This is a genomic window from Tamaricihabitans halophyticus (assembly GCF_004340875.1).
GTDB lineage: Bacteria > Actinomycetota > Actinomycetes > Mycobacteriales > Pseudonocardiaceae > Tamaricihabitans > Tamaricihabitans halophyticus.
In genome coordinates this window covers 167,386-188,402 of record NZ_SLXQ01000011.1, presented here as the reverse complement: position 1 = coordinate 188,402, position 21,017 = coordinate 167,386, and the positions used below count along the sequence as shown (strand labels likewise).

The window sequence follows — 21,017 nt, the reverse complement described above, 5'->3', positions numbered from 1 at the left end:
TTGGGGGCCAATGTGGACGCGGTAGCAGCCTTCCTCCCGTACTTCTTTCAGGGAATCTGGGTCACACTACAGATTTTCGTGCTTGGCCTCGCGCTTGCCCTGGTCGTCGCCTTCCTGACGGGCCTGGGCAGAATGTCACCGGTCCGGCTGATTCGCTGGCCATGCGCGGTGTTCATCGAGGTGTTTCGAGGCACCTCAGCGATCGTGCAGCTGTTCTGGTTCTTCTACGCGCTGCCGTTGTTCCTGGACATCAGGCTTTCCCCGTTGCTTGCCGGAGTGTTGGTGCTCGGCCTGAACCAGGGCAGCTACGCGGCGGAGGTGGTTCGCGGTGCCGTGCAGTCGGTGCCACGAACGCAATGGGAGGCCGCTACCGCGCTGAACATGCCCAAGGGGACCACCCTGCGCAAGGTGATACTGCCGCAGGCCTTTGTGGGAATGCTGCCACCGCTTGGCAACGTGGCGATCGACCTGATGAAGAACACCTCGCTGGTGTCCCTGGTGACCGTGCTCGACCTGACCTACCGGGCCCAGCTGATCAGGGCGACGACCGGGGAAACCACGATTATTTTCGGGATTCTCGTCGTGGTCTACCTGATCCTGACGAACGCGATCTCGCTGCTGCGTCGAACACTGGAACGACGGATGCCGGCCGGACTCGCCTACGCCCCGGGCAAGGAGTGATCTGGCGATGTACTGGGACTGGAATTTCGCCTGGCAATCGGTGCCTACGCTGCTCGAAGGCCTTTGGGTCACCATTCAGCTCACCCTCGGCGGTTCGGTACTCGCGCTGTTGTTGGGTCTGCTGCTGGCCATCCTGCGACGCACCCCGTTCGCCCCGTTGCGCTGGCTGATCGGCGCGATCATCGAGGTGCTGCGCGGTACGCCGTTTCTGGTGCAGCTGTTCTTCGTCTTCTATGTACTGCCGAAGTACGGCATCCAGCTGCCGGTACTGGCTACCGGAATCATCGTGCTCGGGCTGAACTACAGCGCCTATACCGCGGAGTGCTACCGGGCCGGCATCGAAGGAGTGCCACAGGGCCAGTGGGAAGCCGGCAAGGCGCTGAACCTGTCCACCGGGCGGATCTGGCGTGCGGTGATCCTGCCGCAGGCGATCCCTCGAGTGATCCCGGCACTCGGCAACTACGTGAACCAGATGTTCAAGGACTCCGCGATCGTTGGCGCGATCGGCTTGTTCGAACTGCTCACCACCGCGAAACAGATCGGTGGGCTGACCTACCGCTATCTCGAACCACTCACCATGGCCGCGGCGCTCTTTCTCGCGATCAGCTACCTGGCCAGCATCGGCGTCCGCCGGCTCGAGCGGCGCATGGGTGCGGCCGGGGAGCTCGCCGAACCGGCAGCCGCGGACAGCGCGGCGGCCGGCCGCTCGTAGCGGCAACCACCGATCACGCCTCGGGCGCCGGACCGGTGTGTCGCCACTCGACCGGGGTGGACGGCACCATGGCGCGGACAATCCGCTGGGGGAGGAGCTGGCCGAGCGGTTCGACGGATGGCACTACCGGCATAGCCGGCACGTCAGCAAACCACCTACGGGGTACGCCGACGCAGCGTCGCCGCGCCGATCACCAGCGCGAGCAGCGCGCTGCCGGCGACGATCACCAGATCGCGGAGCAACGTGCCATCCACGTCCGTGGTGGCGGTGACCTTGTTGAGTGCTTCGACCGCATACGACAGCGGCAGGATGTTGGACAACCATTCCAGCACCCAGCCCATCTCCTCGCGCGGCAGGAACAGACCGCAGAGCAGCGCCTGCGGGAGCACCACGACCGGCATGAACTGCACCGCCTGGAACTCGGTGCGGGCGAACGCACTGACCAGCAGTCCGAGTGCTACCCCAAGCAGGGCGTCCAGCATGGCGATGACCAGCAGCAGGGTCAGTGACCCGGCGATCTCCAGGCCAAGCCAGGCCACCGAGATACCGGTGGCGAGCGCCACCTGCAGGAGCGCGAGCGCACCGAACGCGATCGCGTAGCCGAACAGCAGGTCCAGCTTGCCGAGCGGCATGGTCATCAGCCGTTCCAGCGTCGCCGTGGTGCGTTCCCGCAGCGTGGTGATCGAGGTGACCAGGAACATGATCAGGAAAGGAAAGACTCCGAGTAGTGCCGGCGCGACCCGGGAGAAGGCCAGTTCGGAGTTGAACATGTACCGCAGCAGCACCATCAGCAGGGACGGTACGACCAGCATCATCACCACGGTGCGCTTGTCGTGTTTGAGTTGGGTGAGGATTCGCCTGGTGGTGGCCAGGGTGATGGCGACGCTCATGCCGGTACCTCCGAATCGGCGATCAACCGCAGGAACGCCCGCTCGAGGTCGTACTGGCCGGTCTGGCTTCGCAGCTCTTCCGGGGTCTCGTCGGCGAGAATCCGGCCCTCGCGCATCAACAGCAGCCGTTCGCAGCGAGCGGCCTCGTCCATCACATGGCTGGACACCAGCAGGGTCACGCCACGCTTGGCGAGGTTGTCGAACAAGGTCCACAGTTCTTCGCGCAGCACCGGGTCGAGACCAACCGTCGGTTCATCGAGCACGACCAGCTTCGGATCGCCGAGCAACGCGACCCCGAGGCTGGCCCGTGACCGCTGCCCGCCGGACAGTCGCCCGACCAGCTTGTCGGCATGGTCGCCAAGGCCCACCTCGGTGATCACCCTGTCCACGTCGGTGCGCGGCGCGCCGAGTACCGCCGCGAAGTAGCGCAGGGATTCCCGGACGGTCAGATCGGCATAGGTCGCCGGGTTCTGCGTCGCGTAGCCGATCTTGTTCCGCAACGAGGGGTGACCGGCGGGTTTGCCGAGCACGGTGACGGCGCCGCCGGCCACGATCTGAACGCCGACGACCGCCCGCATCAGGGTCGTCTTGCCGCAGCCGCTGGGGCCGAGGAGCCCGGTGATCGAGCCAGTGGGGATGCCGAAAGTCAGATCGTGCAGCACCTGGTGACCGCCGCGGTCCACGCGCAGGCCCTCCACGACGACGGCCGAGTAATTATCCATACGTTTAATTCTGCGCCTGGTGAATCGTGGGGTCAACACCCGTACCGGTGAGGTAGTACTGAATCACCGGCGCGACCAGCTCGACGACCTCCTCGGTATCCGCCTCCCGCAGCGGTTCGACACCAATCACGAATCGACCGATCGCGAGGCCGACCATCTGGGTCATCGCGAGATTCAGCCGGAGCCGAGGTACGCCGAGCGCTTCGGAGACCCGGCTGAAGACCGCTTCGCCGACGAACTCTTTGAACAGTGCGGCCGTTCGGTCATCGCTGGTCACCGACCGCAGCAGGGCGAGGAACGGTGCGCGCGTTTCGGTGTCCTGCCAGAAGCCCAGGAACATCCGTGCCAGCCGCTCGCCGATCTGCTCCCGGGGCCCGTCCAGGATCGTGCCGACGACCCTTTGCGGGTCCACCGGCACCCGCAGCGCGGCGCCGAACACCGCCTCCTTGGAGCCGAAGAAGTGGTGGACCATGGCGGCGTTCACCCCGGCCTCGGCTGCGATTCCACGAATCGTGGCGCCCTGGTAGCCCTTCGCGCTGAACTGATTACGCGCCGCGGCCAGCACTGCTTCACGGGTGTTGCTGTTGCCAGGTCGCCTGCCGGCCTGCGCCATCCTCGTGCTCCTCGTCGTATCTGGGCCCCGCGTCCTGGAGCCCGGTATCACCCACGGCCTACTGGGCCAGTATCCGTCGCCACGTAGGCTACGAGTCATGTCAGTGGCCGTTCGGGTTATTCCCTGTCTCGACGTGGACGCCGGCAGGGTCGTCAAAGGCGTGAACTTCACCGATCTGCGCGATGCGGGCGATCCGGTCGAGCTCGCCCGCGCCTACGACGCCGAAGGCGCGGATGAACTGACCTTTCTTGACGTCACGGCCTCCAGCGGGGACCGGGCGACCACCTACGAGATGGTGCGTCGCACCGCTGAGCAGGTGTTCATCCCGCTGACCGTCGGTGGCGGGGTTCGCGCGGTCTCCGATGTGGACAAGTTGCTGCGTGCCGGCGCGGACAAGGTGAGCATCAACACCGCGGCCATCGATCGACCGGAGTTACTGCGGGAAGCCGCCGAACGGTTCGGTTCGCAATGCGTGGTGCTGTCCGTGGACGCGCGGCGGGTACCGGAATCCGGTCAGCCGACGGAGTCTGGCTTCGAGGTCACGACGCACGGCGGCCGGCGCGGCACCGGGATCGACGCGGTCGCCTGGGCGCGGCGGGGCGCGGAACTCGGAGTTGGCGAGATCCTGCTGAACTCGATGGACGCGGACGGCACGAAGGTCGGATTCGACCTGGAGCTCATTCGACTTGTCCGGGCGGTGGTGCGGATCCCGGTGATCGCCAGTGGCGGAGCGGGCGAGCTGGCGCATTTCCCGCCGGCCATCGCGGAAGGGGCCGACGCGGTGCTCGCGGCGAGCGTCTTCCACTTCGGCCAGTTGCGGATCGGCGAGGTGAAGGACACGCTGCGGGCCGCAGGGGTGGAAGTCCGGTGAGGGAACGCATCGCCCGGATGCCAGTCGAACTGCGGGTTGTGGCACTGGTCGTATTCGGTGCCGGCCTGGTGTTCCTGGCGCTGGGCGCGATCCTGCTCGCGGTGGATCCGCATGCCACTCCGGCGAGTCTGCAACCGCCGGCTACCGCCGCGTTGCTCGGCTTCGCGGTGGCGGTGGGGCTGCTGTTCCGGATGCGCCTGGTCTGGGGTATCACCGTGGTCATCGTGGTGGTTTTCGCATTGCTGCACCTGGTGATCGTGTTCAGTCAGGGGCAGTGGTTCGCGCGGCTTGGCTCCGGCGTGCTCGCCGCTGGCTATATCTACGCGGGCGTGCTGGTGAACACCGGCCCCGCACGCGACTACCTGCGAGGGTTGGATGCCTGAGACCTGGCGGCCGGAGAACTGGTTGGCCGAGAACCGGATGGCGGAGCGCGATGCGCCCCCGGACCCGCGCGGCGAACTCGATCCGGCGATCGCGGGCCGGCTGAAGCGTGGCGCGGACGGGCTGGTCTGCGCGGTGGTGACCGAACATGGCACGGGGACCGTGCTGATGGTTGCCTGGATGGATGATGCGGCGCTGCACCGTACGCTAACCACGAGGGAGGCGACCTACTTCTCGCGCAGCCGTCATCAGCAGTGGGTTAAGGGCGCGACGTCCGGCCACACCCAGTACGTGCGCGAGGTCCGGTTGGACTGTGACGGGGACACGGTGTTGCTTGTCGTCGAGCAGACCGGCCCTGCCTGCCACACCGGCGCGCACAGCTGCTTCGACGAGGACGTACTCCTACCCCCACCACAAGATCCCTAACGATTGCGGTGGAGGGGAGTGCTAGCCACCGGTGTAGAAGGGGTGGCTGAGCTCTTCGCGGTTGCGCACCAGTGCGTTCGCCGCGGCCGCGGTGCGCCCGCGAACCGCCTCGCCTGCCGCCGCCGCGGTAGCCTCCCTGCTCGCCAACCGGACCGCCTGCTCCTCCGTTGCCGCTGGGTCCAGCCATACCGCGACGAACACCAGGGTGTCCTGATCCGCGGTGAGCAGACCAGCTTCGACCGTGTCCAGCACGCCCTGGGCGATCCCGAGTTGCGCCGCGCCGGATAGCAGGGTCGACGTGCGCTCGTCGGTGGCCGCCGTCTTGTTCAGCATCACGGTCGGCGGGTAGAGCGTTTCGTAACTCGGCTGGTCCGGCCCGACCGAGACCAGAATCGGGGTGAAACCCGCGCTCGGCGTGGTGAAGGTCGTGGTGATCGCCGCGGCCGTGGGGCTTCCCCTACGGGCAAGCAGCACGTTCACATGGCAGCCGTGCGGTGCCCTGCCACCCCAGCCCTGCGCGAACCGTCCGTCGATATCCGAGTCTGTCCCGGTCACCCTGCTTCCTCCTGTTCGATTGGCTGGCCATACAGCCGGCGAGACATCTCCGCCGCCAGGGATCCGACCTGGTCGAGGAGCGCGCCCGCCCGGTCCGCGGGGACCGCGTTGTTCGGCACGCATACGGTGAGCGCGGCGCGTGCCCTGCCGCGCGAATCACGTACCGGCGCGGCGAAACAGGACAGATTCGCCGAGGATTCCTCCACCTCGAGCGCGCGGCCGCTCGCCCGGACCTCGGCGAGCTGCCGGCGAAGGAGCCGTGGTTCGGTGACCGTTCGCTCGGTCCGCGCCGGCAGGCCCGTGGCGAGCACCAGCTCCAGGTCCGGTCCGGGGCGGAAGGCGAGTATCGCTTTGCCCGCTGCCGAGGCGTGCGCCGGTAGCCGGCGACCGATCCGGGTGTCCAGCCGGACCGGCTGGGCGGAGTCCAGGTAGCCGATGAAAGTGACGTCGGTACCGGTCAACACGCCGAGCTGGATGGTCTCGTCGTACTCCTGACGGAACCGCTCGGCGAGCGGATAGAACACCCCGAGAAGTCCACTGTGCACGCCTACAATGGACTCCGAGTAGGTCGCGAGTCGCTCGCCGAGCCGGTAGGTCCCGGACCGCTCACTGCGTACCACCCCGCCAAGCTGGCACAACGTATGCAGGATTCGATGGGTCGTGCTCTTCGGCAAGGCGACCCGGTCCACGAGTTCGGTCAACCGCAGCCCGCGTTCCGCATCGGCGAGCGCGTCCAGGATCAGAAAGGCCTGCCGGACGGCTGGCGCCCGTACCTCCCCGACATCCAGCTGCTCCGGGCTCACCATGCGAGTGCCTCGTCGACGACCACGACACCCCGACGCAGATGTCCTTCGACCGTGTCGGTGAACGCTTCGTTGATTCCGGCGAGTGAATAGGTGCGCGAGATCAGTTTGTCCACCGGGAGTCGCCCGGCCGCGAACAGGTCAAGCAGCCGGGGAATGTCCTGGGCCGGTCGGCTCGAACCGTACAGGCTGCCGGTGATGTACTTCTCCTCGCGGACGAAGCGCGCGCCTGGCACCGCGGCGCTGGCCTCCGGTCCTGGAACACCAACGCAGACGATCGTGCCGCCCGGTGCCGTCGCGTCGAACGCTTCGGCGAGCAGTCCTTCCCTGCCAACCGCGTCGATCGTGACGTCCGCGCCGGCCCCGTCGGTCATCGCGCGGACCGCGGTGGCCACGTCCTCGTGTTCGGGGTCGAGGACATGCGTCGCGCCGAACGCGGCCGCGCCGTCTCGTTTGTCCTGCCGGGGATCGACCACGATGATGCGCAACGCGCCCGAGTTGTGCGCGGCGAACACGGCGGATAGTCCGACCCCGCCCGCGCCGTAGATCAGCACGGAACTCCCGGGTTCGACCTTGGCCCGGTTCACCACCGCGCCGTAGCCCGTGAGAACCCCGCAGCCGACCAACGCCGCCACCGCGAGCGGTACGTCGTGACGGATCCGGATAGCGCTGCTCGCCGGAACGACGGCGTGATCGGCGAAGGTGGACAGGAACGAGTAGTGGTGCACCGGCTGCTCGCCATCCCGCATCCGAACCGTGCCGTCCAGCAGGGTTCCGTTCAGCAGCGCGGGCGCGCTGGCCGAGCACAACACCGGCCGGCCAGCCGAGCAGTAGCGGCAGCGCCCACAGTTGGGCATCCAGGAAAGCGCGACGTGGTCACCGGGCGCCAGCCCGGTCACGTCCCGTCCGGTCGCGGCGACCACGCCAGCGCCCTCATGGCCGAGCACCACCGGTAGCGGCGAAGGGATCCGTCCACTGCGCGTATGCGTATCGCTCGCGCAGACACTGGTCGCGGCGATCTTGACGAGCACTTCCTGCGGCCCGGGACCGTCCAGCCACAGCTCGCGCTGCCTTAGTGGTCCATTGTGCTCAGTTAGCACGGCGGCGTTGACATGCATGGCTTTCCGCCTTTTCTGGCGTCACGGATGTGTGGGTGATAGAAGCTAACTCAGTCGCGGCGAACCTGCGGGTTCCAGATATGGAAACCGATCCTCCCTCGACCGGGACAGCGTGGAGTTGACCAGACCGCCTGTCAAGACAGCGTCGGGCTTTTGTTCCCGCCGTAGCCCAATTTCTCACTCAGCCGCGTGGCTGCCGTGGCGGTGGCGAGGCCTATCCCGTCCAGTCGGCCGCCCAGCGCGGTGGCCGAGCCGGACACGTTGATCGCCGCAACCACGGCCCCCCGGAAGTCGCGAACCGGCGCGGAGGCGCCGGCGAGCGTTGCCGAAAACTCTCTGTCCACAATGGCATAGCCGATGCGTGCGGCCTGTCCGATGCGCCGCATCACCGACGTCAGCTGGGTGGCCGGCGCGCCGGCTTCGCGCAGCAGCGCCGCGACCTCGTCGGCGGTGTGCTCGGCGAGCAGCACCCGGCCAGCCGACGTGATCGCGATGGGCACATCCGCGATATCCCAGTGAACGTCCGGAATGCCGCCGCCGGGTTCAGCGGTCAACAGGGTGGCCACCGTACTGCCGTGCAGCCGGCACAGATGCGCGTTCTCGCCGAGATCGTTGGCCAGCGCGCGCAGCACCAGTGCCGCCCGGTCCACCAACCTTGCCTCGGCCGTGCGGGCGGCCAACGCGAAGAGCCGCCAGCCGAGCGCGTACCGCCGGGAACCCGGTTCGCGTTCCACCAGCCCCTCGTCGGCCAGCGCGGCGAGTGCCCTGGACACCTGGCTCTGCTGCCTGCCAGTCCGCTCGGCGAGCTCACTGGTGCCCAGCCCGGCTGAACCGCCGCGCTCCGCGAGCGCGCCGAGTAGGTCCATATCCCTACGTAGCCCCGCGGATCGCGGGGTATGCCGGTTATCCGGCCCGTCCGCCATGGGCACACCCTAGTTCTTGCGCTCACCGCATACCCCGTTGCGGTGGATGCCGCCGGTTGCGTTCACTGCGGGGACGACGAGACAGCACGCGGGAGACGGTTAGTGAAGATCACCGACATCACGATCGAGCCACTTCGGACACCACTCGATCCGCCCTTTTACGCCGCATGGGATCCGGTGCCGCGGGCCCATTTCGACGCCACCCTCGTCCGGGTGCACACCGACGAGGGGATCACCGGGGTGGGCTCCGGCGACACGATGGCCGGCTTCGACCAGTTCGCCCAGTACTTCCTCGGCACCGACCCACTGCGGATCGAGGAGGCGGTGCGGGTCATCGAATCGCTCGGTTTCCACGCCGGTCGCTACTGGCCACTGGAAGCGGCACTGTGGGACATCCTTGGTAAGACCGCCGGTCTACCGGTGAGTGCTCTGCTCGGCAATCTCACCGATCGGATTCCGGTATATGCCTCCTGGGGCGCCACCCGCGAACCGGCGCAGCGGGCCGACGACGCGCACGCGCTTGTCGAACAACGGTTCCGCGCGGTGAAGATCCGGATTCGGCCCGCCGCGCTCGCCGAGGGGATCGCCGCCGTGCGTACGGTCCGGGAAGCGGTCGGCGACCGGCTGGACATCATGGTTGACCTCAACCAGGCGTGGCGGATGGCCGGCGACCCGACTCGCAGCATGGATCTCGCCAGGGTGCGTTCCGTCGTCCGCGAGCTGTCCGAATTGGATGTCTTCTGGGTGGAAGAACCGTTGCCCTACGACGATATCGCCGGCTACCAGCGGCTGCGCGCGGACAATCCCGGGCCGCGGATCGCCGCGGGGGAGATGCTCGACTCCTTCGGACACACCCTTGGCCTCCTCGAGGCCGACGCGCTGGACGTCTATCAGACCGATGTGGTGCTCGCGCTCGGGATCAGCAGGGCGCGCACAATCGCCGAGCTGGCTCGCGCGAAGCACCGTGGGTTCACCCCACATACCTGGACAAACGGTCTCGGGGTACTGGCCAACCTGCACCTCACCGCGGGAGTTGGCGGGGGTCCGTATCTGGAGTTCCCCTACGACCCTGCCGGCGGGTGGACACCCGAGCGCCGCGACTTCTTTCTCGCGGAACCGCTGTGGCCGGATGAGCACGGTTGCCTTCAGGTGCCATCGGCTCCTGGCCTTGGCGCCGAGTTGGACGAAGCCGAGGTACGCAGGTGCCGGCGATGACACAGGAACTAGTGGAGCGATCAGTGACCGAACTCGCGGATATCGACTGGGCGGCGCGGGCGGCCGCACTGCGCCCGGAAACCGAGTTGTTCATCGATGGGAAATTCGTCGCCGCCAGGTCGGGCGCGCGATTCGCCGATCATTCGCCCCGCGATGGCAGGGTGGTCGCCGAGGTCGCCTTCGCCGGGGAAGCGGATGTGGACGCGGCGGTGCTCGCCGCGCGCCGCGCGTTCGACAAGGGAGGGTGGCGAGCGGCCGAGCCCGCGTGGCGCAAACACGTACTGCTCAGGTTCGCGGAGCTGATCGAAGCGCACCGCGAGGAGCTCGCGCTCGTCGAAACGCTCGACGTCGGTAAGCCGATCAGGGAATCGCTCACCGTCGATGTTCCGGCCTGTGCCCAGGCGGTGCGGTGGTATGCCGAGTTGATCGACAAGACCTACGGCGAGGTGGCGCCCACCGGGCCGGATGCCATCGCCACGATCAGCAGAGAACCGCTCGGCGTCGTCGGCGCCGTCGTGCCCTGGAACTACCCGCTGATCATCACGGCGTGGAAGATCGCCCCCGCGCTGGCGACGGGCAACAGCGTGGTGCTCAAACCGGCCGAGCAGTCCCCGCTGTCCGCGCTCGTGCTCGCCAGGCTCGCCGCCGAGGCAGGCATCCCGGACGGCGTGTTCAACGTGATCCCCGGTGACGGTCCGGTCACCGGTGCGGCGCTCGGCCGGCATGGCGATGTGGACAAACTGGCGTTCACCGGGTCAGTGGAGGTGGGCAGGGCGTTTCAACGCTATGCCGGGGAAAGCAACGGAAAATCGGTGAGCGTGGAGTTGGGTGGGAAGTCACCCCAGCTGGTACTCGCCGATGCCGGCGACCTGGACGCTGTCGCGGAGGCGGTGACCTGGGGCGTGTACTACAACGCTGGGCAGACCTGCCATGCCGGTACTCGTCTGGTGGTTGACGAGTCGGTGCGCGAACCACTCGTGGAGCGAATCATCGCCAGAACCGCCGAGTTCACCGTGGGCGATCCGCTGCGCTGGGACACCGTCCTCGGCCCCGTCATCGACGAGGCGGCGGCCCGGCGTATTCGCGAGCACATCGTGGAAGCCGAGTCCGACGGCGCGCGCCTGGCGACCGGAGGTCGGCCAGTGCCACCGGCAACGGCCGAGGCGGCGACGAACTACCTCGCGCCGACCGTGCTGGACGACGTGCCGAACAGCAGCCGGGCGGCACGCGCGGAGATCTTCGGGCCGGTGCTGTGTGTGCAACCGTTCCGGGGAACCGAGACTGGCGTGCGGATCGCCAATGACACGCCGTACGGCCTTGCCGCCAGCGTGTGGTCCGCGGACATCAGCCAGGCACACCGGGTCGCCGGGATGCTGCGCGCGGGTACGGTGTGGATCAACACCTACGACGCGAGCGCGATCACCACCCCGTTCGGTGGATTCAAGGATTCCGGGCATGGTCGCGACCGAAGCCGGCATGCCCTGGACAACTACACGGCCGTCAAGACGACATGGTTGGCGTTGTGATGCTGGGCAATACCGGAATGGACATAGCGACCGCGGATTTCAGCCTGCCGTCCGGGCCGAGCGTCGAGTTCGGCATGGGCGCGGTCCGGCGGATCCCTGAACGGCTGGCAGACGCGCGCCGGGTATTCGTCGTCACCGACCCTGGCCTGCGCGCGGCAGGAGTGCTCGATCGAGTGCTCGAGCCGTTGACGGAGCACGGGATCGCGGTGCGGGTTTTCGACGAGGTGCCGGCGAATCCGACGACCGAGATCGTGGAAACCGCCGCCACGCGGGCGGCCGAGTTCGCCGTGGGGCAGCCGACCGCAGTGCTCGCGGTGGGCGGTGGGTCCAGTGTGGACGCGGCGAAGGGCATTGCGTTACTCGCGGCCAATCCCGGTGCGCGCGCCGATGGTTCCGGGGTCGCGTCAGCGGCGCCGGGGCTGCCGCTGCTCGCGGTACCGACGACCGCCGGCACTGGCGCGGAGACCAATGGTTTCGGCGTACTCGAGGACCGGTCTGGCCGGCGCAAGGTGTACTGCGGTGCCGAGTCCGTACTGCCGCGCGTCGCGATACTCGATCCCGAGCTGACCGTCGGCCTGCCGGCGGCGGCGACCGCCGCGACCGGGGTGGACGCGCTGGTGCACGGCGTGGAGTCGCTGACCTCGCGCGGCCGCAATCCGGTATCCGAGCTGTACGCCACCCGTGCGGTGGAGCTGGCCGCCGAGTGGTTACCGAGGGCCGTGGCGGACGGTTCCGACCGCGCGGCACGGGCGAACATGCTGCTCGCCGCGCATCTGGCTGGCCTTGCGCTGACCCGCAGCGGCCTTGGGTTGGTGCACGGTCTCGCGCACGCGATCAGCCTGCATTGCGGCGCGGTGCACGGACTGGCACTTTCCGCGGTGCTCGCCGAAACGGTTGCCTTCTCGCTAGCCGCGGACGAGCCGGGTTACGCGCGGGTGGCCAGCGCGGTGGGCGCGCGGGACGCGTACGCGCTCCCCGACGTCCTTGATGACCTGGTGGACAGGGTCGGCGTTCGGCGTACGGTTGCCGAGCTCGGCTGCGCGGATGCCCAGCGCGAGTCGTTGGTCGCCACCGCGCTGGCCGATCCGGTGAGCGCGAACGCACCGCGTTCGGCGAGCGCGGCCGAACTGCACGGGCTACTCGATCGCTGCTGGTGAGCGCGCGTGGGTTCGGGTCACTCGGCTCGTTCCAGGTTCAGCTCGCCGGTGAGGTAGTGCTGGAGGTTCGGGGCGACCAATGCGACCACGGTGGGGATGTCGGCCGAGGCGAGCGGCTCGAACGCGGCGACGTAGCGGATCATGCCGAGGCCGACCATCTGCGAGGCACACAGGCTCGCGCGTAGTTCGGCGTGGTCGCTGGCCAGTTCGCTCGCGATCCTGCCGAGCAAGTACTTCATGATGAGCTCACGGAGCGCCTTCGCCGCGTCCTCGCGTGCCGAGATACTGCGCACCAGCGCGGTGAAGACCCCGCCGCCGCTCTCGTCCCACCTGGTCACGAAGGTACGTACGATCCGCTCGCCGAGCGTGTCGATGGGCCCGCCATTCAGGATGGTCTCCAGCACTTCCGGCGGGTTGAACGGCAGTTCCAGCACTGCCTTGGCGAACAGGCCCTCCTTGCCGCCGAACCAGTGATTGACCATCGCCGGATCGACACCGGCGCGCGTGGCGATCGCGCGTACCGTGGCGCCTTCGTATCCCTGTTCGCTGAAGAGTTCCCTGGCGGCGGTCAGCAAAGCCGCGCGGGTGTCCTCGCGGCCCGGTCGGCGTCCCCGGCGTTTCCCGGTGCCCGCCTCCTCGTAGCTGGACTCGTCGTCTGCCGCGTCATCGCGCGCGTCGACCCGCGGACCGTTGACCGGAGTCATGCCGTCCTCACTGACTGGTGTCCCGTCCCTCATCGTGTCGCTGAGTATGTCGCTGGCACCCGTAATCTTGCCGCAGCGGCAACCAGAAATCAACGACCGTTGAATTGCGACCCGCTCGCGACCATTGCTGATCGGCTCGGCACAATGTCGCATATGGTAAACGCCAGCGTATCGGCAGCGGGACTAGGTGAGATCTCGCCGAGCAGGGAAGCCTTCCGTGCGCTAGCCAAGCAGCGCCGCGTGATCCCGGTGGTGCGGCGGCTGCTCGCGGACGCGGAAACCCCGGTTGGCGTGTACCGCAAGCTGGCCGCGGACCGGCCGGGCACCTTCTTGTTCGAGTCCGCGGAAAACGGCAGCGCCTGGTCCCGATGGTCGTTTATCGGGGTACGCAGTCCCGCGGCATTGACCTCGGTGGACGGCAAGGCGGTATGGACGGGGACCCCGCCGGTGGGGATGCCGGAGACCGATGACCCACTGGTCGCGCTCCGGGAAACGGTCAACGCCCTGCATACCGATCCGCTTCCCGGTCTGCCGCCGCTGCACGGCGGGATGGTCGGCTACATCGGCTACGACGCGGTACGCCGGCTCGAACGGCTGCCCGAGCTGTCGGTCAACGATCTGCGGGTGCCTGAACTGGTCATGTTGCTGACCACTGACCTTGCGGCCTTTGACCACCATCAGAGCACCATCACGTTGATCGCTAACGCGGTCAACTGGGACGACAGTCCGGAACGGGTGGACGCCGCCTATACCGACGCGGTGCGGCGGCTGGATGAGATGGCGATGGGGCTGCACACCGTCGCTGCGCCAACCGACTCGGTGTTCAGCCGTCCCGCGCCGGAGTTTCAGCGCCGGCGCACCCCGGACGATTACCACGAGGCGGTACGCGCCGCGGTGGAGGCGATCCACGCGGGCGAAGCCTTCCAGATCGTGCCTTCGCAGCGGTTCGAAATGGTCACCCAGGCCGATGCGTTGGATGTCTACCGCGTGCTGCGGGTGACGAATCCCAGCCCGTATATGTACCTGCTCCGATTGGACGGATTCGACATCGTCGGTTCCAGCCCGGAGGCGTTGGTCACGGTGCGAGATGGGAAGGCGACTACCCACCCGATCGCCGGCACTCGCTGGCGCGGCGCCGATCCGGAGGAAGACGCGTGGTTGGAGAAGGATCTGCTCGCCGATGTGAAGGAGCGGGCGGAGCATCTGATGCTGGTAGACCTTGGCCGCAACGATCTGGGCAGGGTGTGTAAACCAGGCACGGTGCGGGTAACCGATTTCTTCCGCGTCGAGCGCTACAGCCATGTCATGCATATCGAGTCGACGGTCACCGGTGAGCTGGCCGCCGGGACCACCGCCTTTGACGCGGTGACCGCGTGTTTCCCCGCGGGCACCCTGACCGGCGCGCCCAAGGTTCGAGCCATGGAACTGATCGAAGAACTCGAACCGACCAGGCGCGGGCTCTACGGCGGTGTCGTCGGCTACCTGGATTTCGCCGGCGACGGCGATACCGCGATCGCGATTCGTACCGCCCTGATGCGCGACGGAATGGCCTATGTGCAGGCAGGCGGCGGCGTCGTAGCCGATTCCGAACCGGAATACGAGGACACTGAATCGGTGAACAAGGCGCGCACGGTGCTTACCGCGATCGCCACCGCGGAGACGATGACCTCGGCGGTGAGCGGTATCCAGGATCGTGGGGAAGTGGGCGAAGCAGCTGGTGTCTGAGCAGGAGGCTGACCACGGTACGCCAGCCAGATCAGACCGTCGTCCACTGTGGATCGTGGCGGTAGGGCTGTTGCTCGCCGCCGCGCTGCTGTGGGGGGCGTCGAGCCTGACCTGGCAGGTCACCGTGCGGGAGCTACCGGTACGCGGCAGGGTGCCCCAGGTCGATGACGGTGCCACGCTGGCGCCGGCCCTCCAGCCGCTCGCGCTGCTCGCACTGGCCGGTATCGCTGGTGTGGTGGCCAGTACCGGCTGGTTGCGCAGGGTGCTTGGCGCCGTGCTGGCGCTCGCCGGCGTCGCGGCCGGCTGGCTGGCGCTGAACGGGATCGGCGCGGTGTTCGGCGACCGGCCGGATGATTACCCGCGTCTGGAGATCGCCGCGGGCCGGGGGCTTGCCGTGCTCGCCGGGCTGCTGTTGGTCGGGGTGGGGTTACTGGTGCTCGCGCGCGGCGCGCGGATGGCCCGGCTCGGCGGCGCGTACCAGGCACCCGGGGCCCGGCGCGGCGAGCAGGACCCGAACCGCGCGATGTGGCAGGCGTTCTCCGAGGGCGAGGACCCGACCGCGCGAGATTGAGATGCGGGGCCACGCGTGGCGGCAACTGGTCGACGGCTAGCATCAGCGGTGCGGGAAGGGGAAGGTTTCTGTGAGCGAGCTGGCTACCGAACTCCCGGCGACGACCGGGTCACCATCACTGACGGGTGGCGCTCCAGCCGACGTCAGGCAACCAGCTGGCGAGGAGATTTCGTGAGCGTTCTGGAATCAATCATCGCCGGCGTCCGTGCGGACCTCGAGACTCGACAGGCCGCGCTGCCGTTCGAGGAGTTGAAAGAGCGGGCGGCGAGCGTCGCCGCTCCCAAGGATGTCATCAGCGCCCTTCGATCCTCGGCGATCGGCGTTATCGCGGAGGTCAAACGGAGCAGTCCATCGAAGGGCGTGCTCGCGGAGATTCCCGATCCGGCGACGCTGGCCGCGGACTACGCGGACGCGGGGGCGCGAGTGATCAGCGTGCTTACCGAGCAGCGCCGGTTCGGGGGCAGCCTGGATGATCTCGCCGCGGTTCGCGCGGCCGTGGATATCCCGGTGCTGCGTAAGGATTTCATCGTCAGTCCCTACCAGGTGCACGAGTCCCGGCTGTACGGCGCGGACATGGTGCTGCTGATCGTCGCGGCGCTGGAGCAGAACGCGCTGGTATCGCTGCTCGACCGGGTCGAGTCGCTGGGCATGACCGCGCTGGTCGAGGTACACACCGCGGAGGAAGCCGACCGCGCGCTCGAGGCTGGGGCGAAGGTGATCGGGATCAACGCGCGGGACCTGCACACTCTCGAAGTGGACCGGGACGTGTTCGGCCGGCTGGCCCCCGGGTTGCCGATGGACGTCGTGAAGATCGCCGAATCGGGCGTCCGTGACCCCCGCGATCTGATGGCCTACGCCGGGGTTGGCGCCGATGCCGTACTCGTCGGCGAGGGCTTGGTAGCCAGCGATGACCCCAAGCAGGCCGTCGTCCAACTGGTGACCGCGGGTTCGCATCCGGCCTGCCCGCGACCGAGTCGATGATGGGTCGTGTCGATGATGAGCGAGAAGCCGTGACCGAATCAGATATGCCGGAATCGGATATGCCGAAATCTGGGAAGAATCGGCACGATCCGGACGAAAACGGCCGATTCGGACCCTACGGCGGCCGGTTCATGCCCGAGGCGTTGATCGCCGCGCTGGATGAACTGTCCACGGCATACGACAAGGCCAGGCTGGACCCGGAGTTCACCGGTGAGCTGGACCGCCTGCTCCGCGAATACGCGGGGCGGCCTTCGCTGCTCACCGAGGCGCCCCGGTTCGCCGAACACGCCGGTGGTGCCACGATCCTGCTGAAGCGGGAAGACCTCAACCACACCGGTTCCCACAAGATCAACAACGTGCTCGGGCAAGCGTTGTTGACCAAACGGATGGGCAAGAAGCGGGTCATCGCCGAAACCGGCGCCGGACAGCACGGGGTCGCCTCCGCGACGGCCTGTGCGCTGCTCGGGCTGGAATGCGTGGTGTACATGGGGGAGGTGGACACCGAGCGGCAGGCGCTGAACGTAGCCCGGATGCGGTTGCTCGGCGCCGAGGTCATTCCGGTGCGGACGGGCTCGCGCACGTTGAAGGACGCGATCAACGAGGCGCTACGGGACTGGGTGGCCAATGTCGAGGATTCGCATTATCTGCTCGGGACAGCGGCCGGGGCGCACCCCTTTCCCGTGATGGTGCGCAATCTGCACAAGGTGATCGGCGAAGAGGCCCATCAGCAGACGCTGGAGCGGCTGGGTAGGTTGCCGGACGCGGTGGTCGCCTGTGTTGGCGGCGGCTCGAACGCGATCGGTGTCTTCCACGGTTTCCTTGACGACCCGAACGTTCGGCTGATTGGTATCGAGCCGGGTGGTAAGGGACTGGACAGCGGCGAGCATGGCGCGACGCTGTCCGAGGGAACACCCGGACTACTGCACGGCGCGTTGTCCTATCTCCTGCAGGACGAGGATGGGCAGACCATCGAGGCCTACTCGATCTCGGCGGGGCTGGACTATCCCGGGGTGGGCCCGGAGCACTCCTGGTTGAAGGACACCGGCAGGGCGGAGTACCGCGCCGCGACCGACGCCGAGGCCATGGAGGCTTTCCAGCTGCTTTCCCGGACCGAGGGCATCATCCCGGCGATCGAATCGGCGCACGCTCTCGCTGGCGCGCGCACACTCGGCCAGGAACTCGGGCCGGATGCGGTGATTCTGGTGAACCTGTCCGGCAGGGGCGATAAGGACGTGGATACGGCCGCCCGCTGGTTCGGGCTGGTTTCGGAGGAGAACCTGGGATGAGCCGGCTGGACGAAGTATTCGCGAAAACCCGCGCCGAGGGGCGCGCGGCGCTGATCGGGTATCTGCCGGCCGGATACCCGACAGTGGCCGAATCCATCGAGTTGCTTGGCGCCATGGCCGACGGCGGTTGTGATGTGGTCGAGGTTGGACTTCCGTATTCCGATCCGGTGATGGACGGTCCCACCATTCAGGCGGCGTCGGTCACCGCGCTCGACGCCGGTTTCCGCGTGCGGCAGGTGTTCGACGTGGTTTCCGAGCTGGCCCGGCGGCAGGTGCCCGCGGTGGTGATGACCTACTGGAACCCGGTGCACCACTACGGCGTGGCCGCCTTCGCCAAGGACCTGGCCGCCGCGGGTGGACTGGGTATCGTCACCCCTGACCTGATCCCGGACGAGGCGGCGGACTGGCTGGCCGCTTCCCGGGATACCGGTATGGACCGGATCTTTCTTGTCGCACCATCGTCGACCGAAGAGCGGCTGGCGCTGACCACCTCAGCCGCTTCGGGTTTCGTGTACGCCACCGCGGTGATGGGGGTGACCGGTGCCCGGGATGCGGTCGGTGTGGATGCCGCTGACCTGGTGCGCCGTACCCGAGCGCATACCGAGCTGCCAATCGGCGTCGGACTGGGGGTCCGGGACGGGGCGCAGGCGGCCACAGTGGCCGGTTTCGCCGACGCGGTGATCGTCGGTTCGGCCTTCGTCGCCGCGGCGGAACGCGGTGGGGTCACCGCGGTCCGCGAGCTCGCCAGCGAACTCGCCGAAGGGGTACGCAACCCGGCCTGATGGGACCGGCGCTTGGCCCGTCTTTCTCGGCCAGTCAACCGTACGGCTCTTGTCAGCGCGCTGGGCGACTCGGCAGACTGCCGCATATGGCGATGCAGCTGGCCCAGGTGAACTTTTCTCGACTGCGAGCTCCGCTCGACGCGCCACGACTACGGGATTTCGTGGCCGCGTTGGAACCGGTGAATGCCGTTGCCGATACCGCGCCGGGTTTCGTTTGGCGACTGCAGACCGAGGACGGCGATGCGACCGCGATCCGCGCGTTCGACTGGGATGCGGGGGACAGTGCTGGGGTTATCGTGAACATGTCCACCTGGACATCGGTGTCCGCGCTGGCGGACTTCGTGTTCTCCGGCGCGCATCGGGAGGTGCTGCGCCGCCGTCGGGAATGGTTCGAACACGTACGCGAAGCGACCTCGGTGCTGTGGTGGGTTCCGGAAGGGCACCGGCCGACGACCGAGGAGGCGGAGCAACGCGTCCGATATCTGCGTGCGCACGGCCCAACGCCATACGCGTTCACCTTCCGGGAGACTTTCCCCGCCGATGCCGTCGCCGGCACCGAGATGCGGTCGGGCTCGCCTGATTGGTTGTGCCCCGCCTGATCGCTTCGGGTTGCCGGAGGGGCTTTCCTGGCCAGTCGGCGGCCGGACGACGCGGCTGTTCCGGCAGGGTTGTGAACCCGGTGTGGGTGCCGCCCGGCCACCGTGTCCGGCGTCGATCCGGCGTGTCCCGGGCTCACCGAGGAGACGGCAGCACGTTACGGTGAGCCGGTGATATCGGCGACCCTGTCCCAGCAGATCGTGTTGGCCTCTATCCCGAGCCCGGATCGAGGTGTATGGCAGCTCGGTCCGATCCCGCTGCGCGCCTACGCGCTACTGATCATCGTCGGTATCGTGCTGGCGATCTGGTGGGGCGAGCGGCGCTGGGTCGCGCGGGGCGGGGAGCGCGGCACGATCACCGATATCGCCGTATTCGCGGTCCCGTTCGGACTGATCGGCGGCCGGCTGTACCACGTGCTCACCGATGCGGATAAGTACTTCGGTCCAGAGGGCGATCCGGCGGGAATTCTGCGCATCTGGGACGGCGGGCTGGGTATCTGGGGCGCTATCGCGCTCGGTGGTGTGGGCGCGTGGATCGCCTGCCGCCGCCGGGGTATCCCGCTGCCCGCGGTGGCCGACGCGATCGCCCCTGGCATTGTCGTGGCACAGGCGATCGGCAGGCTCGGCAACTACTTCAACCAGGAGCTCTACGGCGCGCCCACCGATCTGCCGTGGGGTCTGGAGATCTACGTTCGGGTCAACGACGCCGGCCAGGTGGACAATCTCAACGGCGTGGCGATATCCGCGCAAGACCAGATCGCCGGCAGCCCGTTCCACCCGACCTTCCTGTACGAACTGTTGTGGAACCTGGCGGTCGCGGCCCTGGTCGTGTGGGCGGACCGCCGTTTCCGGTTGGGACACGGGCGCGCGTTCGCGCTTTATGTCGCGGGGTACACGCTCGGCAGGGCGTGGATCGAGATGATGCGTACCGATGAAGCCACCGAGATATTCGGCACCCGAATCAACGTCTGGGTGGCGATCCTGGTCTTCATTGGCGCGGTGATCTACCTGGTGCTCGCACGCCGGCGTGGGCCACGAGAAGATATCGCCGCACTGCTCGCCGCTGGCGGCACGGCATCGTCGGCCGCTGGCTCATCGGAACTTGGGGCTGGGGAGCCGGAGCCCGACTCTCCAGAATCCGACTCTCCAGAGCGCGAGCCCTCGGAGACTGAGTCCTCGGAGCCTGGGCCCTCGAAGTCTGGGCCCTCGGAACCGAGGCGATCCGACACGACGGAGAACTGATCAAAAGGTTGTGCGGGCGCGGCTGATTGCTGCTACGGTTGGCAACATGAAGCTTTGAGGATCATCGTGAGCCGCGCTCCGTTGCTGGCTAACCCGTTGTCATGGGTGTGGGCCGCTACGGATGCTTTGTGTCCTGTGCGGCCGGGTCCTCGTTCGTTGTTCGTTGAGTTTCCCGTGCCGTAGCCCGCGTTCGCGACCCGTCGCTGGGTTCGCGTACAGCTCGTTCAACCCGTTTCGGGTTCGCAGCCAACTCCGCGAGGAGGTCCGGTATGCCTGCTAGGCACGATAATTCCCCACTCAATCCGATGGACGCGGTTCGCCAGCAACCGATCGGCGCGCTTGCTGACAGCGCGGCCGCCGAACCGCCACAGGTCGAACAGCCTCCGGCAAACCGCAGGCAACGACGGATGGCCGGCAAGAAGACCGGGTCAACGCAGCCCGCGGGGTTCGCCGCACCGAACCGTGGTGCGCGGCCAGACGCGGTCGGCAAACAGCAGGGCCGTACCTACCGCCGGCGAGGCTAGCGTCCCGAGCCAC

Annotated in this window: 24 protein-coding genes; 16 read left to right on the top strand and 8 right to left on the bottom strand. The window is 67.7% G+C overall.

The features are described 5' to 3' along the window. Positions 1-12 precede the first annotated feature (12 nt). Together ehuC and ehuD are read left to right on the top strand one after the other, a co-directional pair. The gene (ehuC, locus tag EV191_RS22270; RefSeq protein WP_132879082.1) at positions 13-681 is read left to right on the top strand and encodes an ectoine/hydroxyectoine ABC transporter permease subunit EhuC; all 669 of its coding nucleotides are present in this window, start codon (positions 13-15) and stop codon (positions 679-681) included. A gap of 7 nt (positions 682-688) precedes the next feature. Continuing rightward, complete coding sequence (gene ehuD, locus EV191_RS22265) at positions 689-1,393, top strand: ectoine/hydroxyectoine ABC transporter permease subunit EhuD (protein ID WP_207894613.1); 705 nt, start codon at positions 689-691, stop codon at positions 1,391-1,393. Positions 1,394-1,548: 155 nt separating this feature from the next. Here the strand turns inward: ehuD and EV191_RS22260 are convergent, their stop codons facing one another. From EV191_RS22260 to EV191_RS22250, 3 genes are read right to left on the bottom strand one after another with little or no spacing between them, the layout of a single operon-like run. Beyond that, entirely contained in the window at positions 1,549-2,283 is a 735-nt protein-coding gene (locus EV191_RS22260; protein WP_132879080.1) for an ABC transporter permease, read from the bottom strand. After that, positions 2,280-3,005 carry an ABC transporter ATP-binding protein gene (locus EV191_RS22255; RefSeq protein ID WP_132879079.1) on the bottom strand — a complete coding sequence of 242 codons (726 nt, stop codon included), beginning with the start codon at positions 3,003-3,005 and terminating at the stop codon, positions 2,280-2,282. Before EV191_RS22255 ends, EV191_RS22260 begins: the two co-directional genes overlap by 4 nt. 4 nt (positions 3,006-3,009) lie before the next feature. Further along, positions 3,010-3,618, bottom strand: a complete 609-nt coding sequence (locus tag EV191_RS22250; RefSeq protein ID WP_132879078.1) for a TetR/AcrR family transcriptional regulator — start codon at positions 3,616-3,618, stop codon at positions 3,010-3,012. 97 nt (positions 3,619-3,715) lie between these two features. Between EV191_RS22250 and hisF the strand changes: the two genes are divergently transcribed. From hisF to hisI, 3 genes are read left to right on the top strand one after another with little or no spacing between them, the layout of a single operon-like run. After that, on the top strand, positions 3,716-4,489 hold the full coding sequence (gene hisF / locus EV191_RS22245) for an imidazole glycerol phosphate synthase subunit HisF (protein WP_132879077.1): 774 nt from the start codon (positions 3,716-3,718) through the stop codon (positions 4,487-4,489). After that, positions 4,486-4,872, top strand: coding sequence for a hypothetical protein (locus EV191_RS22240; protein ID WP_132879076.1), 387 nt, complete (start codon positions 4,486-4,488; stop codon positions 4,870-4,872). The genes hisF and EV191_RS22240 overlap by 4 nt, the downstream gene beginning before the upstream one ends. Positions 4,873-4,909: 37 nt before the next feature. Beyond that, a complete protein-coding gene (hisI, locus tag EV191_RS22235; protein ID WP_132879133.1) occupies positions 4,910-5,296 on the top strand; it encodes a phosphoribosyl-AMP cyclohydrolase in 387 nt (128 codons plus the stop codon). Between the two features lie 21 nt (positions 5,297-5,317). On the opposite strand, the gene EV191_RS22230 is transcribed toward hisI, so the two are convergent. The 4 genes from EV191_RS22230 to EV191_RS22215 form a co-directional block, all read right to left on the bottom strand. Next, positions 5,318-5,851, bottom strand: a complete 534-nt coding sequence (locus EV191_RS22230) for a formaldehyde-activating enzyme (protein ID WP_165913055.1) — start codon at positions 5,849-5,851, stop codon at positions 5,318-5,320. Beyond that, entirely contained in the window at positions 5,848-6,657 is an 810-nt protein-coding gene (locus tag EV191_RS22225; protein ID WP_132879074.1) for an IclR family transcriptional regulator, read from the bottom strand. Before EV191_RS22225 ends, EV191_RS22230 begins: the two co-directional genes overlap by 4 nt. Then, positions 6,651-7,772, bottom strand: coding sequence for a zinc-binding dehydrogenase (locus EV191_RS22220; RefSeq protein WP_132879073.1), 1,122 nt, complete (start codon positions 7,770-7,772; stop codon positions 6,651-6,653). The genes EV191_RS22225 and EV191_RS22220 overlap by 7 nt, the downstream gene beginning before the upstream one ends. Positions 7,773-7,906: 134 nt before the next feature. Further along, positions 7,907-8,695: an IclR family transcriptional regulator gene (locus EV191_RS22215; protein WP_132879072.1), complete on the bottom strand. Its 789-nt coding sequence runs from the start codon at positions 8,693-8,695 to the stop codon at positions 7,907-7,909. 102 nt (positions 8,696-8,797) lie between these two features. Between EV191_RS22215 and EV191_RS22210 the strand changes: the two genes are divergently transcribed. The 3 genes from EV191_RS22210 to EV191_RS22200 are packed head-to-tail and all read left to right on the top strand — an operon-like array spanning position 8,798 to position 12,593. After that, positions 8,798-9,910, top strand: coding sequence for a mandelate racemase/muconate lactonizing enzyme family protein (locus EV191_RS22210; RefSeq protein WP_132879071.1), 1,113 nt, complete (start codon positions 8,798-8,800; stop codon positions 9,908-9,910). After that, on the top strand, positions 9,907-11,436 hold the full coding sequence (locus tag EV191_RS22205) for an aldehyde dehydrogenase family protein (protein WP_132879070.1): 1,530 nt from the start codon (positions 9,907-9,909) through the stop codon (positions 11,434-11,436). Before EV191_RS22210 ends, EV191_RS22205 begins: the two co-directional genes overlap by 4 nt. After that, complete coding sequence (locus tag EV191_RS22200; RefSeq protein WP_243659143.1) at positions 11,436-12,593, top strand: iron-containing alcohol dehydrogenase family protein; 1,158 nt, start codon at positions 11,436-11,438, stop codon at positions 12,591-12,593. Before EV191_RS22205 ends, EV191_RS22200 begins: the two co-directional genes overlap by 1 nt. A 17-nt stretch (positions 12,594-12,610) precedes the next feature. Here EV191_RS22200 and EV191_RS22195 read toward each other — a convergent pair whose 3' ends face one another. Then, a complete protein-coding gene (locus tag EV191_RS22195; RefSeq protein WP_132879069.1) occupies positions 12,611-13,297 on the bottom strand; it encodes a TetR/AcrR family transcriptional regulator in 687 nt (228 codons plus the stop codon). Positions 13,298-13,450: 153 nt separating this feature from the next. Here EV191_RS22195 and EV191_RS22190 point away from each other — a divergent pair, with 153 nt between their 5' ends. The 8 genes from EV191_RS22190 (at position 13,451) to EV191_RS22155 (ending at position 21,004) form a co-directional block, all read left to right on the top strand. Next, positions 13,451-15,022: an anthranilate synthase component I gene (locus EV191_RS22190; protein WP_132879068.1), complete on the top strand. Its 1,572-nt coding sequence runs from the start codon at positions 13,451-13,453 to the stop codon at positions 15,020-15,022. Then, positions 15,015-15,593 (top strand): Trp biosynthesis-associated membrane protein, encoded by a 579-nt coding sequence (locus tag EV191_RS22185; protein ID WP_243659138.1) that lies wholly within the window; start codon positions 15,015-15,017, stop codon positions 15,591-15,593. The genes EV191_RS22190 and EV191_RS22185 overlap by 8 nt, the downstream gene beginning before the upstream one ends. A 171-nt stretch (positions 15,594-15,764) precedes the next feature. Beyond that, entirely contained in the window at positions 15,765-16,574 is an 810-nt protein-coding gene (gene trpC, locus EV191_RS22180) for an indole-3-glycerol phosphate synthase TrpC (RefSeq protein ID WP_132879067.1), read from the top strand. Between the two features lie 44 nt (positions 16,575-16,618). After that, a complete protein-coding gene (gene trpB, locus EV191_RS22175) occupies positions 16,619-17,860 on the top strand; it encodes a tryptophan synthase subunit beta (RefSeq protein ID WP_132879128.1) in 1,242 nt (413 codons plus the stop codon). Continuing rightward, positions 17,857-18,642, top strand: coding sequence for a tryptophan synthase subunit alpha (gene trpA / locus EV191_RS22170; protein ID WP_132879066.1), 786 nt, complete (start codon positions 17,857-17,859; stop codon positions 18,640-18,642). The genes trpB and trpA overlap by 4 nt, the downstream gene beginning before the upstream one ends. An 86-nt stretch (positions 18,643-18,728) precedes the next feature. Then, entirely contained in the window at positions 18,729-19,241 is a 513-nt protein-coding gene (locus EV191_RS22165; RefSeq protein WP_132879065.1) for a DUF3291 domain-containing protein, read from the top strand. 168 nt (positions 19,242-19,409) lie between these two features. After that, positions 19,410-20,480, top strand: a complete 1,071-nt coding sequence (lgt, locus tag EV191_RS22160) for a prolipoprotein diacylglyceryl transferase (protein WP_132879064.1) — start codon at positions 19,410-19,412, stop codon at positions 20,478-20,480. A 269-nt stretch (positions 20,481-20,749) separates the two neighbouring features. Next, positions 20,750-21,004: a hypothetical protein gene (locus tag EV191_RS22155; RefSeq protein ID WP_132879063.1), complete on the top strand. Its 255-nt coding sequence runs from the start codon at positions 20,750-20,752 to the stop codon at positions 21,002-21,004. Positions 21,005-21,017 lie beyond the last annotated feature (13 nt).

Excerpts from the sequence above, each read along its gene's own strand:
- ehuD (WP_207894613.1), top strand. The coding sequence starts at position 689 with ATGTACTGGGACTGGAATTTCGCCTGGCAATCGGTGCCTACGCTGCTC.
- EV191_RS22260 (WP_132879080.1), bottom strand. The coding sequence starts at position 2,283 with ATGAGCGTCGCCATCACCCTGGCCACCACCAGGCGAATCCTCACCCAA.
- EV191_RS22255 (WP_132879079.1), bottom strand. The coding sequence starts at position 3,005 with ATGGATAATTACTCGGCCGTCGTCGTGGAGGGCCTGCGCGTGGACCGC.
- EV191_RS22250 (WP_132879078.1), bottom strand. The coding sequence starts at position 3,618 with ATGGCGCAGGCCGGCAGGCGACCTGGCAACAGCAACACCCGTGAAGCA.
- hisF (WP_132879077.1), top strand. The coding sequence starts at position 3,716 with ATGTCAGTGGCCGTTCGGGTTATTCCCTGTCTCGACGTGGACGCCGGC.
- hisI (WP_132879133.1), top strand. The coding sequence starts at position 4,910 with ATGGCGGAGCGCGATGCGCCCCCGGACCCGCGCGGCGAACTCGATCCG.
- EV191_RS22225 (WP_132879074.1), bottom strand. The coding sequence starts at position 6,657 with ATGGTGAGCCCGGAGCAGCTGGATGTCGGGGAGGTACGGGCGCCAGCC.
- EV191_RS22220 (WP_132879073.1), bottom strand. The coding sequence starts at position 7,772 with ATGCATGTCAACGCCGCCGTGCTAACTGAGCACAATGGACCACTAAGG.
- EV191_RS22215 (WP_132879072.1), bottom strand. The coding sequence starts at position 8,695 with ATGGCGGACGGGCCGGATAACCGGCATACCCCGCGATCCGCGGGGCTA.
- EV191_RS22205 (WP_132879070.1), top strand. The coding sequence starts at position 9,907 with ATGACACAGGAACTAGTGGAGCGATCAGTGACCGAACTCGCGGATATC.
- EV191_RS22200 (WP_243659143.1), top strand. The coding sequence starts at position 11,436 with ATGCTGGGCAATACCGGAATGGACATAGCGACCGCGGATTTCAGCCTG.
- EV191_RS22195 (WP_132879069.1), bottom strand. The coding sequence starts at position 13,297 with ATGACTCCGGTCAACGGTCCGCGGGTCGACGCGCGCGATGACGCGGCA.
- EV191_RS22190 (WP_132879068.1), top strand. The coding sequence starts at position 13,451 with ATGGTAAACGCCAGCGTATCGGCAGCGGGACTAGGTGAGATCTCGCCG.
- trpB (WP_132879128.1), top strand. The coding sequence starts at position 16,619 with ATGCCGGAATCGGATATGCCGAAATCTGGGAAGAATCGGCACGATCCG.
- trpA (WP_132879066.1), top strand. The coding sequence starts at position 17,857 with ATGAGCCGGCTGGACGAAGTATTCGCGAAAACCCGCGCCGAGGGGCGC.
- EV191_RS22165 (WP_132879065.1), top strand. The coding sequence starts at position 18,729 with ATGGCGATGCAGCTGGCCCAGGTGAACTTTTCTCGACTGCGAGCTCCG.
- EV191_RS22155 (WP_132879063.1), top strand. The coding sequence starts at position 20,750 with ATGCCTGCTAGGCACGATAATTCCCCACTCAATCCGATGGACGCGGTT.